At 67.3% G+C, this 14557-nt stretch carries 17 protein-coding genes, 3 tRNA genes and 1 pseudogene; 9 read left to right on the plus strand and 12 right to left on the minus strand.

The features are described 5' to 3' along the window. The first annotated feature begins 33 nt into the window (after positions 1-33). Positions 34-1446 carry an NAD-dependent malic enzyme gene (locus tag ACOGXE_RS08860; protein ID WP_419930574.1) on the plus strand — a complete coding sequence of 471 codons (1413 nt, stop codon included), beginning with the start codon at positions 34-36 and terminating at the stop codon, positions 1444-1446. Between the two features lie 163 nt (positions 1447-1609). Here the strand turns inward: ACOGXE_RS08860 and ACOGXE_RS08865 are convergent. The 6 genes from ACOGXE_RS08865 to ACOGXE_RS08890 all read right to left on the minus strand — a co-directional run bounded on the left by ACOGXE_RS08865 (position 1610) and on the right by ACOGXE_RS08890 (position 4700). Beyond that, positions 1610-1682 (minus strand) — tRNA-Phe (locus ACOGXE_RS08865). A 1-nt stretch (position 1683) separates the two neighbouring features. Continuing rightward, positions 1684-1758 (minus strand) — tRNA-Asp (locus tag ACOGXE_RS08870). 78 nt (positions 1759-1836) lie between these two features. Then, the gene (locus tag ACOGXE_RS08875) at positions 1837-3105 is read right to left on the minus strand and encodes a winged helix-turn-helix domain-containing protein (RefSeq protein WP_419930575.1); all 1269 of its coding nucleotides are present in this window, start codon (positions 3103-3105) and stop codon (positions 1837-1839) included. 36 nt (positions 3106-3141) lie between these two features. Continuing rightward, positions 3142-3306, minus strand: coding sequence for a 50S ribosomal protein L33 (gene rpmG / locus ACOGXE_RS08880; RefSeq protein WP_419930576.1), 165 nt, complete (start codon positions 3304-3306; stop codon positions 3142-3144). Beyond that, on the minus strand, positions 3306-3542 hold the full coding sequence (gene rpmB / locus ACOGXE_RS08885) for a 50S ribosomal protein L28 (protein WP_419930577.1): 237 nt from the start codon (positions 3540-3542) through the stop codon (positions 3306-3308). The genes rpmG and rpmB overlap by 1 nt, the downstream gene beginning before the upstream one ends. A 75-nt stretch (positions 3543-3617) precedes the next feature. After that, positions 3618-4700: an LLM class flavin-dependent oxidoreductase gene (locus ACOGXE_RS08890; RefSeq protein ID WP_419930578.1), complete on the minus strand. Its 1083-nt coding sequence runs from the start codon at positions 4698-4700 to the stop codon at positions 3618-3620. A 76-nt stretch (positions 4701-4776) separates the two neighbouring features. Between ACOGXE_RS08890 and ACOGXE_RS08895 the strand changes: the two genes are divergently transcribed. From ACOGXE_RS08895 to ACOGXE_RS08925, 7 genes are all read left to right on the plus strand, one after another. Then, positions 4777-5316, plus strand: coding sequence for an NUDIX hydrolase (locus ACOGXE_RS08895; protein WP_419930579.1), 540 nt, complete (start codon positions 4777-4779; stop codon positions 5314-5316). A gap of 48 nt (positions 5317-5364) precedes the next feature. Further along, positions 5365-6060: a response regulator transcription factor gene (locus tag ACOGXE_RS08900; RefSeq protein WP_419930580.1), complete on the plus strand. Its 696-nt coding sequence runs from the start codon at positions 5365-5367 to the stop codon at positions 6058-6060. Beyond that, positions 6057-7436: an ATP-binding protein gene (locus ACOGXE_RS08905; RefSeq protein ID WP_419930581.1), complete on the plus strand. Its 1380-nt coding sequence runs from the start codon at positions 6057-6059 to the stop codon at positions 7434-7436. Before ACOGXE_RS08900 ends, ACOGXE_RS08905 begins: the two co-directional genes overlap by 4 nt. A gap of 110 nt (positions 7437-7546) precedes the next feature. After that, positions 7547-7789 (plus strand): hypothetical protein, encoded by a 243-nt coding sequence (locus ACOGXE_RS08910; RefSeq protein WP_419930582.1) that lies wholly within the window; start codon positions 7547-7549, stop codon positions 7787-7789. Positions 7790-8201: 412 nt separating this feature from the next. Beyond that, the gene (locus ACOGXE_RS08915; protein ID WP_419930583.1) at positions 8202-9752 is read left to right on the plus strand and encodes a hypothetical protein; all 1551 of its coding nucleotides are present in this window, start codon (positions 8202-8204) and stop codon (positions 9750-9752) included. Between the two features lie 640 nt (positions 9753-10392). Further along, positions 10393-10554, plus strand: coding sequence for a hypothetical protein (locus tag ACOGXE_RS08920; protein WP_419930584.1), 162 nt, complete (start codon positions 10393-10395; stop codon positions 10552-10554). Between the two features lie 70 nt (positions 10555-10624). Beyond that, positions 10625-10864, plus strand: coding sequence for a hypothetical protein (locus tag ACOGXE_RS08925; RefSeq protein WP_419930585.1), 240 nt, complete (start codon positions 10625-10627; stop codon positions 10862-10864). A 151-nt stretch (positions 10865-11015) separates the two neighbouring features. Here ACOGXE_RS08925 and ACOGXE_RS08930 read toward each other — a convergent pair whose 3' ends face one another. The 6 genes and pseudogenes from ACOGXE_RS08930 to ACOGXE_RS08955 form a co-directional block, all read right to left on the minus strand. After that, positions 11016-11246: a recombinase family protein gene (locus tag ACOGXE_RS08930; protein ID WP_419933502.1), complete on the minus strand. Its 231-nt coding sequence runs from the start codon at positions 11244-11246 to the stop codon at positions 11016-11018. Further along, a pseudogene (locus ACOGXE_RS08935) lies at positions 11232-11507 on the minus strand (recombinase family protein); the annotation flags it as partial. The gene ACOGXE_RS08930 and the pseudogene ACOGXE_RS08935, both read right to left, overlap by 15 nt. 8 nt (positions 11508-11515) lie before the next feature. Beyond that, positions 11516-11588: transfer RNA gene (locus ACOGXE_RS08940), tRNA-Glu, on the minus strand. Between the two features lie 61 nt (positions 11589-11649). Continuing rightward, positions 11650-12138 (minus strand): DUF2017 family protein, encoded by a 489-nt coding sequence (locus ACOGXE_RS08945; RefSeq protein ID WP_419930586.1) that lies wholly within the window; start codon positions 12136-12138, stop codon positions 11650-11652. 3 nt (positions 12139-12141) lie between these two features. Beyond that, complete coding sequence (clpS, locus tag ACOGXE_RS08950) at positions 12142-12480, minus strand: ATP-dependent Clp protease adapter ClpS (RefSeq protein ID WP_419930587.1); 339 nt, start codon at positions 12478-12480, stop codon at positions 12142-12144. 4 nt (positions 12481-12484) lie between these two features. Beyond that, positions 12485-13492, minus strand: coding sequence for a COX15/CtaA family protein (locus ACOGXE_RS08955; RefSeq protein ID WP_419930588.1), 1008 nt, complete (start codon positions 13490-13492; stop codon positions 12485-12487). Positions 13493-13528: 36 nt separating this feature from the next. Here ACOGXE_RS08955 and ACOGXE_RS08960 point away from each other — a divergent pair, with 36 nt between their 5' ends. Beyond that, positions 13529-14413, plus strand: a complete 885-nt coding sequence (locus ACOGXE_RS08960) for a heme o synthase (protein WP_419930589.1) — start codon at positions 13529-13531, stop codon at positions 14411-14413. The last annotated feature ends 144 nt before the right edge of the window (positions 14414-14557 follow it).

Below are 14557 nucleotides of genomic sequence, written 5' to 3' on the forward strand. Positions count from 1 at the left end.
CCGGACAGCGCCCCAGGCGCGCCAGGAGCACCGATGACTGCCACCGCGGGGTCGCGACCCACCGCTGCCTATTCCGCCACGCTCGAGGTCGAGCTGGCTCACCAGCCCGGCACGCTCGGCCGGCTGTGCACGGCGATCGGCGACGTAGGCGGCAACATCCAGAGCCTCGACGGCTTCACCATCACCCAGGGCTCCCTGCGCCAGCACATCGTGGTGGACGCGTCCAGCGAGCAGCACATCGTCCGGATCTGCGAGGCGGTCAACGGGCTCGAAGGCATCACGGTCATTGCTGCGCTTGATCGCACGTTCGAATTGCATGCCGGCGGCAAGCTCGAGACGGTCACCCGCATCCCGCTGCGCAATGCCGATGACCTGTCCATGGCCTATACGCCGGGCGTGGCTCGTGTGTGCCGGGCAATCGCCGACGAGCCAGAACGGGTCCACGACCTGACCATCAAGGGCAACACGGTCGCCATTGTCAGCGACGGCACGGCAGTGCTGGGCCTCGGCGACATCGGCCCGGCGGCTGCGATGCCGGTCATGGAGGGCAAGGCGCTGCTCTTCAAGGAGTTCGCCGGCGTGGATGCTTTCCCGATCTGCCTCGATGTCAACGAACCCGGCGAGATAGTCGAGACGGTCATCCGGCTGGCACCCACGTTCGGCGGCATCAACCTGGAGGACATCGCGGCGCCCGGGGCGTTCGAGGTCGAGGAGGCGCTGCGCGCAGCGCTCGACATCCCCGTGTTCCACGATGACCAGCACGGCACCGCCGTGGTCGCGCTGGCTGCGCTCGAGAACTCGGCGCGAATCGTGGGCAAGGAGCTGGCAAATCTGCGCTGCGTCATCCTGGGCGCGGGTGCCGCCGGCGTCGCGACCGCCAAGATCCTGCTGGGCGCCGGCATCGGCGACGTGATTGCCTGCGACCGCAGGGGCACGATCCATCCGGGGCGCAGCGAGCTGAATCACGCCAAGGAATGGCTGGCGGCCAACACCAACACCGAGCGCATCGCCGGTTCGGTGTCCGATGCCATGGCCGGCGCGGATGTGTTCCTCGGTCTCAGCGGGCCCGGCCTCATCACCCGCGATGATGTGGCGACGATGGCGGAGCGGCCGATCGTGTTCGCCATGGCGAATCCCGACCCCGAGATCTTGCCCGAAGACATCGGCGACATCGCCGCCGTGGTGGCCACCGGCCGCAGCGACTACCCGAACCAGATCAACAACGTGCTGGCGTTCCCCGGCATCTTCCGCGGCGCGTTCGACGCGGGCGCCACCGACATCACCGAGAACATGAAGATTGCAGCCGCCGAGGCCATCGCCGCAGGCGTCTCCAGCGACGACCTCAGCCCCGACCTGGTCATCCCCACAGCCTTCGACCGCTCAGTAGTCCCCGCAGTCGCATCGGCAGTGGCAACAGCTGCCCGCCAAGACCAAGTCACCCGCTAGCCGAGAACGTGCGCCCGCTGCAGAGGCGGCAGGATTCTCTGCGACCAGCGATCCAGCAGGTCGCAACGTCGCAGAGAATCCTGCCGCCTCTGCAGCTATGGCAACTGTGCCTGCACCCTTAAGTTCGCGGCCGAGGGCGAAGCCTTCGAGGCCGCTGTGCTCGTGGTCGGGACCGGCGTCGATCCGGTGACCTCACGCTTTTCAGGCGCGCGCTCTGCCAACTGAGCTACCCGACCGCGGTCCCGACGGGATTTGAACCCGCGACCTCTGGCTTGACAGGCCAGCGTGAACTCCAGACTTCACCACGGGACCAGTTGTTTGCTGTTTGCCTTGCGTCGAATCTCGCGACCGAAGCCGTCCACGCAAGAGCAGCAACGATAGCCACCTCGATCAGCAATCAGCGCCGGTGACCGCAGCACGCAGGCGGCCGGCAAGATCGCCACGAGACAGCACCGAGACTCCCTCGCCGCCGCACCACGCCGACAGCGCGTGCAGCTCCGCTGCCAAGGCTTCCAGCGCGTGCGCGGAGGCCGCGGTACCGCTGGGCCACGACCCCGGTTCCGCCCACGAAGCCGGCACTTCGAGCATCTTGCGCTCCCGGTCGAAGCGCACATCCAGGCGCGCCACCAGCTCATCGTCGTGCAGGAACGGCAGCACGAAGTAGCCGTACTGGCGCTTGGCCTTGGGCGTGTATATCTCGATGCGGTAGTGGAAGCCGAAGAGTCGCTCTGCGCGCGGCCGGTGCCAGACCAGCGGGTCGAATGGGCTCAGCAGCGCTGATCGTGACCGTCGCCGCGCAGCGCGCTGGCCGGCGGGGACATACCCCGGCCGGTCCCAACCCTCCACGGCGACCTCCCGGAGCTGGTCGTCATCAACCAGCTCTGCGATGCGTGCGGGCGCGATGCGCTTCGGCAGGCGGTGATAGTCGATGAGATCGTCGGCGGTGGCGACACCAAGACATCGAGCGGCGTCTGCCAGCAACGCCCGGTGCGCGTCGGGTTCGTCCACCACCGCCTCGACCACGTCAGCAGGCAGCACCCGTTCGATGATGTCGTAGCGGCGCACGAAGCCGGTGCGATCGGCAACGCCGACGCGACCCGCCCAGAACAGCCACGCCAGCGCCAGCTTCCCGTTGCTGCGCGTCCCCCAGGGCCCGCGCACGCCAGGACCCCATTCCATCGCGGCATCCAGCTCGGCAGTGGATGCGGGACCGTTGGCGCTCATCCAGTCGAGCGCCGCAGCGATCTTGGACTGGTTGGCCTGCCCGAAGCGCGCATACCCGCTCCACATGTCGCCGGCAGCGCCTCGCCGCATCCGCCAGCCGAACAGCGGCCAGTCGGCCACGCGGACGAACGATGCCTCGTGACCCCAGTACTCGGTCAGCTCCCGCTCGGACGCCCGGCGGGCGTACGCCGCGCGCTCGAGCAACCCCAGCACGGTGTCGTGAGTGCCGCCCACCCGGGCTCGCAGCACCAGCAGGTGCGAGCGCGCCAGCACGTTGACGGCGTCGATCTGCAGCAGACCCATGCAGTCCATGGCCCGTCGCAGATGCCGGACGTCCAGCCGCCCGGCCGGCAGCGGCGCGGCAAGCCCTTGGGCGCCGATGGCGAGCCGGCGCGCCGCCCGCAGGCTCAGGCGAGCAGGCCGCGCCGTGGTCATGCCGCGTTCAGACAGGCCCCTCGACGGCGGCGTTGGTCAGCGTTCTTCGCGGAAGATGACGTGCCGGCGCAGCACCGGGTCGTACTTGCGCAGCTCGATCCGGTCGCGGGTATTCGTCTTGTTCTTGCGAGTCGAGTACGTGTAGCCGGTGCCCTCGGTGGACTTCAGCTTGATGACGGGACGCTTGTCGCTCTTGGGCATCAGACTTTCTCCCCGCGACCGCGCAGCTCGGCTACCACCGATTCGATGCCGCGCTTGTTGATGGTCTTGATGCCCTTGGCGCTGACGGTCAGCGTCACCCAGCGCCCTTCATTGGGCACCCAGAATCGCTTCCGCTGGATGTTGGGCTTGAACCAGCGCTTGGTGCGCCGGTGCGAGTGGGACACGTTGAAGCCCGAATGCGGCCGGCGGCCGGTGACTTGGCAGATGTTGCTCATACCCGACAGCTCCGGTGCGTGGGCTCGACAGCGGCGCACAAGGCTAGCGACCGGTCCCGTGCTGACCCACTCAGCTCAGCCTCGGAGCTGGGGGATGATCTCGCGGCCGACGCGTTCGAGCACCTCGTAGCGGGGGTCGAAGTTGGGCAGAATCATGATCTGGTCGAGCCCTCGCTCGCCCAGGGCTGCCAACCGCTCGACGACTTGGTCGGCAGTGCCCACGATGCAGGTTGCATCGATGAGTTCGTCGTTGAGAAACCGAGCCTCCTCTGGCAGCACCCAGCAGTTGTGGCCGGCATGGATGCGCTGGTGGATGCGCTCGGGGTCGGTGTCGTCGAGCATGGCGCAGTACTCGTCCCAGACCGCCTCCAGGCGAGCTCCGGGCGATCGGCCGAACTGCCGGTACTGGTCGTAGGAGTAGTGCAGCGACGCCATGGCGAAGGCGCCCGCCTCGTGGTGCACCCGCTCGCGCTGGCTCGCCAGCGTCTCGCCGTCATCGAGGATCACGATCGTCGTCAGCGAGCACATCAGGTAGTCGCCGCGGTCGATGGTGCGGCCGGCTTCGGCAGCGCCGGCTTCGATGTATTCCCACACGCGGGCCGTCGCGGAGCCGTCAGGCGGCACCGACAGCACCGCGCCGTCGCCGTAACGGCCGGCCAGTCCCAGCGAGCGCGGCCCGAAGCCCGACACGTACAGCGGGATCGGATCGTCGAAATTGACAAAGCCGGCGTCGGGCATGATGTGACGGATCGGCTGAGCGCTGCCGCCGAAGTGGTGCACGGCTTCGTCGCCGCGCAGCAGCGGGCGCAGCGCCGCGAGGTAGTGGTCGAACTCGGCGATGCGCTGCGGCTTGTGCCCCATGATCCGCATCGCCGTGTTGCCGGTGCCGATGCCGAGAAACGTCCGCCCGGGCGCGAGCGCGTTGATCGTGGCGATCGACGCGGCGGTGACCGGCGCGGGCCGCGTCCCCGACACCGAGACGCCGGTGCCGAGCTGGATGGTGCTGGTGCGCTCGGCAGCGAGCGCCAAGGTGGCGTAGCAGTCCGACCACAGCATGTGGCTGTCGGCGAACCAGGCATGCGTGTAGCCGAGCTCCTCGGCACGCTCGACGTAGTCGAGATCGCCGATGTGCGATGCGATGCAAATCCCCAAGTCCATGCTGTCTCCTCGCTGTCGGTCTGGCGGACCCCCGAGATGTGCGTTCCGGCCAGCGTGGACACGCTAGACACGAACCGTGGCATCCGACGGGGCCAAGTCATCGAAGAAGGGCCGCAAGAAGTCGGCCCGGGCTGCTGCTGTGCAGGTCACAACGAAGACTCGCCGCCGCCACGCCGAGCGGGGCCGCTATGTCAACGCTCCGGTCGACCGAGCGGCGGGCGGCGTGGTCTGCCATGACGGCTCGGTGCTGGTCGTTCACCGGCCCCGCTATGACGACTGGACGTTGCCCAAAGGCCACCTCGACCGGGGCGAGACGTGGGAAGAGGCGGCACTGCGTGAGGTGCGCGAGGAGACCGGGGTGCGGTGCGCGATCACGTCTGCCCCGTACCCGGTCAGCTACCTGATCCGCGACGACGTGCCCAAGCTGGTGCTCTTCTATTTGATGGTGCCGACGAAGCTGCCCAAGCGTCTCGCGGGCGACCCGAGCGAGGTTGACGAGGTGGCCTGGTGGGACATCGCCGATGCTGTGCGGGCGCTCAGCTACGAGTCTGAGCGCAACGCCTGCTCGGCGCTCACCATCCCGCACCTGCGCCGCCGCAGCCCCGCCGCGAGCTGACGGCGCGTTCTCATCGGTTTCTCATCGAACACAGCGCACAATGAGTCCATGAGCGCCCGCATCGCGGTCGTCGACGATGACCAGCGCATCCGAGCGGCCTTGCGACGCGCCTTGCAGCTCGAGGGCTATGACGTGCTCGAAGGCAGCGACGGTCTCGAGGGCGAGGCGCTTGCCACGCAAGCGGACGTGATGGTGCTGGATGCCACCATGCCGAACCTGGGCGGCTTCGAGCTGTGCCGCCGCCTGCGTGCCGGCGGGAGCCGCTTGCCGATCCTGCTGCTGACGGCCCGGGGCGCCACTGCCGACCGGGTGGAAGGTCTTGATGCCGGCGCGGACGACTACCTGTCGAAGCCATTTGCGCTCGACGAGCTGCTGGCTCGGCTGCGGGCGCTGCTGCGCCGGGGTGCAGGGAGCGAAGCCGCCGACGGGGGCGAGCGGCTCGCGTGCGCCGGCATCACGCTTGACACCGCCAGCTACGAGGTGACCTGCGCCGGTGAGCCCGTGACGCTGACCCACACCGAGCACCGGCTGCTGGAGCTGTTCCTGCGCAACCCCGGTCGCGTCCTGGGGCGCGACGAGATCTACGACACGGTGTGGGGCTACGACGCATCGCTGGCGTCGAACTCATTGGAGGTCTACGTCGGCTACCTGCGACGCAAGCTGGCCGCGGCGGCTGCGGGCAGCGACGGTCACAGCCCCATCCGGACCGTTCGAGGCGTCGGCTACGTGCTCCGACCCGCATGAGCTTTCGCACCCGGCTCGGGCTGCTGGTGGCGGCCTCGGTTGCTGTCGCGGTGTTGGCCGTCTCGGGAGTCGCGCTCTGGATTGCCCGAGCCGAGGCCCGCTCCGCGCTCGACCGCAAGCTGGACGACCGCGTCGCCGTTCTGGTCGCGAGCGGCGGCCGCCTGCCCGAACGCCGTGGCGTGCAGTTCTTCGGACGATTCGTTCCCCGGGATGTGCTCGCCCAGATCGTGGCCTCGAACGGAGTGGTGGTCTACGCGTCTGACGAAGCGCTGCCCGTGTCGCCCGCCGATCTTGCCGTGGCGCACGGCCGGTCTCGCCTGAATCGAACTGATGTGTCGGCAGACGGTGTTCGCCTGCGAGTGCTCACCGTGCCGGTCGCTGCCGGCGGCGCGCTGATGGTTGCGAGCCCGCTCGACGAGGTCGATGCGAATGTGGCGGGCTTGCGCAACGCACTGGCGGTCGTCGCCGCCATCGGCGTCGCAGGGGCCGGACTGTTGGGATTCCTGGTGGCAGGCCGTGCCATACGACCGGTCCGGCGGCTCACCGATGCGGCGCGGAACGTCGCACAGACCCAAGACCTGGACCAGCCCATCGAGATTGAAGGTGACGACGAGCTGGGCGAGCTGGCGCGCAGCTTCAACGCGATGCTGGAGGCCTTGGCACTGTCGCGCGACCAGCAGCATCGGTTGATCACGGACGCGGGTCACGAGCTGCGAACGCCGCTCACCAGCATCCGCACCAACATCGAGCTGCTGGCCCGATCCGAAGCCGATGAGACCCCCGCGATCCTCGATGCAGACGAACGGCGTCGGATGCTCGACGATGTGCAGTTCGAGCTGGATCAGCTCACCGAGCTGGCAGCCGAGCTCGTCGAGCTGGCCACGGACCGGCGGGCGCTGGGCGAGCCGGCGCCAGTCGATCTGGCCGAGTTGGCGGCAGCGGTCGTGGATCGGCACCGCCGCCGCACCGAGACGGATTTTGTGACCGTTTTCGAGCCGTGCGATGTGGTCGTGAACACGGCGCTGGTCGAGCGAGCGATCGGCAATCTCGTTGACAACGCGGTGAAGTGGTCCCCGCCCGGCGAACCCATCGAGGTCAGCGTTGCTGGGACCGACCGGGAGGCTCGCGTCCGAGTGCGCGACCACGGGCCCGGCATCCCCGCGGAGCTGCGCGAGACGGTCTTCGAACGGTTCTACCGAGCTCCCGAGGCACGTTCTCAGCCCGGCTCCGGCCTCGGGCTGTCCATCGTCGATTACGTCGCTCGCAGCCACGACGGCTCTGCGTCCGTCATTGACACCGATGGCCCCGGCACCACCGTCGAACTCCGCCTCCCGCTCACTCCCGAAGCCGATTCGCCCCCTGCCGGCACAGGCTGACCCTCAGCAATATCGCGTTGTCGTTTGGACGCTCATTGTCCGGCCGTAACCAAGCTCCCTCCCTTCAGCTGGCCAAGTGTTCAGTAGTGATTCGATACGTTTTGTCGCCGATGAGCCTGATGCAGCCCCACCGCACCGCCTCCGAGCGACGCACAGCGCTCGCTGTCGCCCTCAGCATTGGGGCCGGATGGATACTCATCGAGATCACCGATGCACACCCATTGTGGTTCCTCGCGTTCTGGGTACCCGGCGCTGTTGCAGCTCTTGCCTACAGCCGAGTTCTGCGCAACAAGCGCATGCATGCGAGCGATATTCGGGACCCGGATGAACGACCGCTGCGCCCGGGTGCCTAGTCACAGCCCGTGCTAGGTCGCCTCATGAGCCTGCCCTAATCCTGACGGACGTTCGTGATTGGTTGCTATTCCAAACCTGCAGGTCAAGAGTGTATTTTGCTGTCTAACAAACGTTCGTATTGTAGACAGCCCTGCTGAGCCTGTCAAGCCAATCTCTGAGCTCAACGCCTCTTCGCCGTTGACAGCGCTCATCGCGGCCGCAGACCCGCATACCTGCTGAGTATCCGGGGCTCGACCCTTCCTCGACGCGACCCAGCCGAGTATCTGACATCGAGCCCGTTTTGGGCCGTCCTTTCTGTCGATGAAACGAACCGTTCCTCGACAGAAAGGACCGGTTCCAGCGATGCCTACTGGAATATCAACCTCAGCAATACGACGGCTTACAGCTGCGCTCCTGGCGCTGCTCATTGCCATGCCGGCGCTGGCTGTGATCGCGCAGCCCGCGTCCGCGCACCGGCAGACCGCGCAGCGCTGCGACTACGACCCCATCTCGGGTCAGAGCTTCAACTGCCGGCAGGTGCCGGTGTCGCACGTGCACCCGCCCAACCACTACTCGCCGCCGCCCGACACTTCGCCAACCACCACGCAGCCGCCGAGCACGACGCAACCACCACCAACAACACAACCAGTGCCGACAATTCCACCGCCATCAGACACCTCACCGCCCGATACGACGCCGCTGCAGGTGCCGAACCACTATTCGCCGCCGCCCGACACCTCGCCCCGTCCGCCGGTGCAGCCCCCGAATCACTATTCGCCGCCGCCTGACACCTCACCTCGACCCGATCCCGAGAACGACGAATCAGAAACCGACGAAGAAGCAGCCGAGAGCGAAGAGCTTGACGGCGAAGAAGGCGACGACGACAGCTGCCCCAGCGGCACGTTCGTCAGCGGCAACTGCGACTCCAGAGCCGAAGACTCACCCGCAGGGTCCGACGCCGAACCAGCAGCCGACGACGATGAGACCGGGGAAGCAGGCGAAGGCGACGAAGGAGTCAGCGAAGAAGGTGAGCACTCGGCGGAGGACCCGTGCGTTGCGTGGCTAGACAGCACGCGCGATGCGCTCCACAATCTCGACCCCGATGGGAGCCCTAGCATCACCCCAGCGCCTGACGGGTGCGGGGAACGGACCGACGTACTCGAAGCACTCGGGAACTTGCTCAGAAGAGTGGTGGAGAGCCACGCGGATGCCGCAGAAGGCGAACGTCAGGCAACCGAGGTGGCATATGACGAGCTTCGCGAGGCGATCAAGAAGGCGTGGAACTACGAAATCCCCGGCTTCGAGCACGTGGAGCCCTACCTAGACGCTGCCAACGACTACCTCGCATGTGCAGCTGTGGTTGCTGCATTCATCAAGACCAAGGGCAAGGCTGCGAAGGTTCCCGGCTGGAAGGCCGTCGTAGGCGGACTCGGCTGCGAAGCGGCCATCACGGCCCTGGAGATTGACGAGAGCGATCCAGATTCCGAGCACGGCGACTCGAACCAACAGGGCAGCCAGCAGTCGAATGTGCCTCCACAGCCGGAGCTCGATGACGAGACGACGGAGCAAACGGTGAGGCCTGTCCAAACGCCGGACACGACTACTCAGACCGAGCCCGCCGATGGCGACAGCGATGACCAACAAGGCGGTGTGGATAACGGCGATACGAACAGCGAAGCCGATTCGCCGCCTACCACCGCGCCGCCGGTTGCGGTGGGGTCGGTGACGGGCCTGGGCGGGTCGGCAGACGGCAATTCGGTCTGGCTTGGCTGGAACGCACCCACTACGGGCCCCGCGCCGACCGCGTACCGCGTCCTGAGGACCGCATTGGGTGGCAATGAGCAGGAAGTTGCCCGAGTCGGCGGCAACGCCTACTTCGACAGCAACGTGCAATCTGGCGTGACCTACACTTATCGAATTCAGGCGATCAGCGGTACGCTCGCTGGACCGGTATCCGCATCGACCAACGTCACGATTCCTTGATCATCTGCCGGTCATATGGAACCTCTGGGGTCGAGCGCTGCCGAACCCGAGCTGTAGCGGCATACAGAACGGGCCGACTGGGACCGGCTTAGTAGCCTCATCCGACGACGGAACGCATGGAGCCACCCGATGAGCGAGCCCGGGCAGCTTCCCAACCGCAGAAGTGAGCCGTAAACGCAGTGAAGTACTCTGCAGACATAGGGGCCACCGACGGAAAGTTGGATCCGTTGCAGAATGAGCGCAGGCACTTCTGGCGGATGCAGGCTTGGGTCCTGCTGGGCTTTCTCATCGGGCGTCTGACCACGCTCTCCGGATGGCATGCCGTCTCTCTCATATGTGCCTTCGCGATGGCCGGTTCTGTTTACGAGTGGGGTAAGCGCAGGCGCGCGACGGCGGAGGCAGCAACCCGATAGCGCCTTCGTTCTTGACACGGCCTGACTGTCGAGGCAGGGCATAGTTTGGGGAAGAACCCCGCTCGCCTCGATAGCGGTGTCTGTCGCCGCCGACCGCGGCCACGGCGCCGCCGGTAGCCGTGGGACCGGTGACAGGCCTCGGCGGATCGGCAGCCGGTAATTCGGTTTGGCGTGGTTGGAACGCGCCCGCTACGGGTCGCACGACGGCTGCACACCGCGTACTGCGGATGGCAACTGGCGGCGCAGAGCAGGAAGTCGCTCAAGTCGGCGGCAACGCCTATTTCGACCGCAGTCTGCAGCCCGGCGTTACCTACACCTATCGAGTTCAGGCGGTCAGCGGGACGCTCTCGGGCCCGATGTCGGCTCCGGCCATTGTCACGGTTCCTTGATCGAGAACTCGTCGATCGGACCCGCCGATTGGAGATCGAAGCCGTGAGAACAGCGAACTACCCTGAGACCATGAGCGACGGCGGCGAAACGGCAACTCCGCCCACGTTCTGGGAAGCGCTTCGCGAGGAACTCACTTCGTGGAAGAGCCTTGCCCTACACGTGGCGTCCGCCGCGGTGTGGCTTCTTGTGTACTACCTGACAGGCAGTGTCTTGGCAATCGTCGCGTGGGTCGCCGTTGTCTTGGTTGTCGGGTTCGCATCGGAACGGTGGCGCAAGCGGCGCGCCGCTCGCGAGGCAGTGCCGACCTGAGCACTCGCGTCAGCATTTGCTGTTGCGTTGCGGGTGGATCGTCGTTTCGACATGGCTTGGCAGTCGAGGCCCGGCATGGTTTGACTGGGCTTGGCCCCGCATGGAGCGGAACCCCGCCGGCTTCGGTCGCGGAGTTGCTCGCCGTTGGCGGTTAGTCGGTTTGGCGGTCTCGGTCCCGATTGCTCTTGAGCAGGGCTGCGACGCTGGAGTGGTGCCAGGTGGTCTTGCCGGTGGCGGTGGGAATGCCTGCGACCTGGAGCGCAGCGGCGATTTCGCGCAGGCTGTAGCCGTCAGCGTCGAGCTGCGCTGAGAGGACTCGGGCCTCTTCCGACTGGCGACCGGGCCTGCCGAGACGTGTGCCGTTGCGCTTAGCGGTTTGCAGGGCTGCCTTGGTGCGGTCCTGGGCCATGCCGGCTTCGTGGGCGGCGATGACAGCGAGCACGCCTACCTGCAGTCGTCCGCCGCGAGTCCGAACGCCCTCGGGGGCGTCGAGGGTGATCAGATCCCAGCCCAAACGCTCCGCGTGGTCGAACAAGAGCAAGGTCTCGAGGGTGTTGCGGGCGAGCCGGTCGACGCTCGTCGCGATGAGCACGTCGGCTTTGCCCCGGTCAAGTTGTGCAAGCGCCGCACTCAGGCCACGACGCTCGACAGCACCCCCAACGGGATTCGAACCCGTGCCGCCGGCGTGAAAGGCCGGTGTCCTAGGCCGCTAGACGATGGGGGCCGGGCATCTCAGGCTAGGCCGAGCCCGCAGTCCGACCACGTTCGAGCCGACGGCGAGCGGCTCAACGGTGGGCGGCGTCGATGAGCTCCGCGAGCAGGCCGCCGAGGTAGTGGTAGCGCAGCCGCGGCCGCTGAGCCGGATCGTGCGGGTCGAGCTCGGCGGGATCGTCCTCCTCGGAGATGTCGAGCTGGGTGCCGAGCACCAGGCGCAGCTCGTTCAGACCCTGCAGCCAGGCCGTGATCTGCTCGTCATCGAGATGGTCCGCAGCGAGCGTGCCGTCGAGCTGATCGAGATGCTCCAGGCGTTCGGCCAGCAGCTCGTCGCGCATGAGGCGCTGGTACTCGGCATCCCGGTCGGGATCGCTCAGATACGCAGGCGGGAACAGGCGCCGCAACGACGGGTCCAGACCGTCGCCGCCGTCGCGTGCCGGTGTGTGGTCGAGCAGGTTGGATCGCAGCTCGCCCACCATCTCGGTCAGCAGCCGACGTTCCCAGTCGTCGAGATGCACGCTCACCAGCGAGCCGCGCGCCCCGAACCGTGTCCCGCTCACCGCTCAGTTGTCCTTCTGCATGGTGGCCCACAGGCCGTACTCGTGGAGCCGGAAGACGTCCAGCTCGGCCTTCTCGCGCGAGCCCCACGCGACCGCGGCGCGGCCCTTGTTGTGCACGTCCAGCATCAGCTCGGTGGCCTTGGCCTCGCTGTAGCCGAACAGCTTCTGGAACACGTACACGACGTAGCTCATCAGGTTGATCGGGTCATTCCAGACCAACACCACCCACGGCACGTCGGTGCCGTGCTCGTCCTCACTGGTCGGATCGCGGACGACCTCGGGATCGGCAACAGCCGGCGCCTGTGCCAGCCGGGGCGACACAACCGGAGCGGTGGAGCTCACGGCTTCATTCTGCGAAGCCGCGGCCCGCGATGCCAACCGGTTCGCCAACCTCGGACCTCGCCGGGGCCCAACTGCCGGCCTCCGTCGCGAGCACCAAACGAGTCATCGTGATGGTGAGCAGCGTCGCGCCCACGACATGCAGCGCCACCAGCAGCACCGGCAGCTCGTTGAAGTACTGCACGTACCCGATCGCCGCCTGCGCGGCCATGACAGCGATCACCACCCGGACGCGCCGGCGCAGCACGGCAGCTCCCGCGCCGGCGGCCTCATTGTCCGGTGCCGCGGCCACGCGCCGGACCGCAGCGGCGAGCAGCAGCGTGACGGCAGCCAGCACCGCCACCGTGATGCCGTGGAGACGTGCCACGGAGGGAAGGGCGAACTGCAAGCGCTCGACGTGCTCATCACCGCCGTGAGGGCCTGTGCCGGTCACCACGGTTCCGGTGAACAGGGCCACAGCCGTCAGCGTCGCGGCGAGCCAAGCGAGCGTCCGGATGTGCGTGGGCATTCCGGCTGCAGGACTGTCGCCACGGGACGGCTCGCGTTCCGCTCGGTACTGCAACACCACCGCAGCGGCCACCAGCACCTGGGACGCCAGGAAGTGCGACATCACGATCGGCGGGGACAGGTGAGTCAGCACTGTCACGGCGCCAAGACCGATCTGGAAGACCACACCAGCCACCAACCCCAGCGACCACCAGGCCAGGTCGACCCGGCGCGGCCGGCGCCACAGTGATGCCCCGACAGCCGCAACGACGGCCACTGACACCAGGCCGGTCACGATGCGGTTGCCGAACTCCACCCAGCCGTGAAAATCCGCCGCCGGCACGAACTCGCCGGGCTCGCAGTTCGGCCAGTCGCTGCATCCCAGACCGCTGCCGGTGAGCCGTACGAGCGAGCCGGTGATGACGATCGCCACGAGCGACCACAGCGCCCAGCGCGCGATCAGGGCGAACCTTTGGGGTGCAACTACAAGTCGGCGCTCACCGGTATCCGACCGGCGCGTCAAGCTCACGCCGAAACGCTAGGGGCGACTCGTAGCCTCACGGCAATGCTGGCGGCGCTGCGCCCAACACTGCGGGGATACGTCGCGCTCACGAAGCCGCGCATCATCGAGCTGCTGCTGGTGACGACCGTGCCGCCGATGTTCGTAGCCGAACGCGGCGTCCCTGGCCTGGCGCTGATGCTGCTCACCGTCGTCGGCGGCACGCTGTCTGCGGCCGGCGCCAACACCTTCAACATGTACCTCGACCGCGACATTGACGCGACGATGGAACGCACGGCACACCGCCCGCTGGTCGTCGGCACGGTGACACCGCGCGCTGCGTTGATCTACGGCGTGGTGCTCGAGACAGCGGCGTTCGGCATCTTGTGGTGGGGCGCCAATCTGCTCGCAGCCCTGCTCGCGCTGGCCGCGTGCTTGTTCTACGTGTTCGTGTACACCCTGTGGCTGAAGCGGACATCGGCTCAGAACATCGTCATCGGCGGGGCAGCCGGCGCTGCGCCGGTGCTCGTCGGCTGGGCGGCCGTCACCGGCACGCTGTCGCTTGAGGCCTGGATCGCGTTCGGCATCGTCTTCTTCTGGACCCCGCCGCATTTCTGGGCGCTGGCCATCCGCTACGCCTCCGACTACGACGCTGCCGAGGTGCCGATGCTGCCCTCGGTGGCCAGCGAGCGCTCAGTGCTGGTCCAGATGACCCTGCACACCGTTGCCGTAATCGCGCTGTCGCTGTGGTTCGCCGTGGCCGCTTCAACGGGAGGGCTGTACTGGGCGGTCGCGCTGGCGGGCGGTGCTGCGTTCGGGTGGCAGTTGCTGACGTTGTGGCGCGCGTTGACTCCCCGGTCCGCGATGCGCGTCTTTCACACCTCCATCGCGTACCTGGGGCTGCTGTTCGTGGCGATGGCCGCCGACGTGGTCATTCGGCTCAGCTGGTGATCTGGTCAGAGGCTGAGCCGATAGGCACAGCCGTGGCCCGAGCGGCCCGTGAGCGCAGCGAACAAGAGCGGGAAGCAACAGGGCGAACAATCTGGTTGAGGGGGCCGCGGGTCGCTAGAGTGCGCCGTTGGTGTCGCCCCGAAG

Origin of the sequence: Candidatus Poriferisodalis sp., assembly GCF_965208555.1 — a bacterium.
Lineage (GTDB): Bacteria > Actinomycetota > Acidimicrobiia > Acidimicrobiales > Poriferisodalaceae > Poriferisodalis.